Raw genomic sequence first — 785 nt, forward strand, 5'->3', positions numbered from 1 at the left:
GTAGTACGGAAGTAGAACTGTGGACGGTAGCCTTTGAAGAACGGAGTATGACGGCCGCCTTCGTCTTTAGACAGAACGTACACTTCTGATACGAACTTGGTATGTGGCTTGATTGAACCCGGCTTAGCCAGAACCTGGCCACGCTGGATGTCTTCACGCTTGATACCACGCAGCAGAACACCACAGTTCTCGCCTGCCTGACCCTGGTCCAGCAGCTTACGGAACATTTCAACGCCGGTACAGGTAGACTTAACAGTCGCCTTGATACCAACGATTTCAACTTCGTCGCCCACTTTAACGATACCGCGCTCAACACGACCGGTTACAACAGTACCACGGCCTGAGATTGAGAATACGTCTTCGATTGGCAGCAGGAACGGCAGGTCGATTGCACGTACTGGCTCTGGGATGTAGTTATCCAGGTGACCAGCCAGCTCAATGATCTTCTCTTCCCACTCAGCAACACCGTTCAGTGCCTGCAGAGCAGAACCACGTACGATTGGAGTATCGTCGCCTGGGAAGTCGTAAGCTGACAGCAGATCGCGAACTTCCATCTCTACCAGTTCCAGCAGCTCTTCATCATCAACCATGTCGCACTTGTTCAGGAACACGATGATGTAAGGAACGCCAACCTGACGACCCAGCAGGATGTGCTCACGAGTCTGTGGCATAGGGCCATCAGTCGCAGCAACAACCAGGATCGCGCCGTCCATCTGCGCAGCACCGGTGATCATGTTTTTCACATAGTCGGCGTGGCCTGGGCAGTCAACGTGCGCATAGTGGCG

General features: G+C 53.6%; 1 protein-coding gene. It reads right to left on the bottom strand.

Features of this window, described 5'->3' with window-relative positions; all coding sequences use genetic code 11:
- The coding region (gene tuf / locus HA45_RS23355; RefSeq protein WP_128599100.1) for an elongation factor Tu at nt 1-785 on the bottom strand (785 nt) is incomplete at both ends.

The sequence above is a fragment of the Pantoea rodasii genome (assembly GCF_002095465.1).
Taxonomy (GTDB): Bacteria; Pseudomonadota; Gammaproteobacteria; order Enterobacterales; family Enterobacteriaceae; genus Pantoea; species Pantoea rodasii.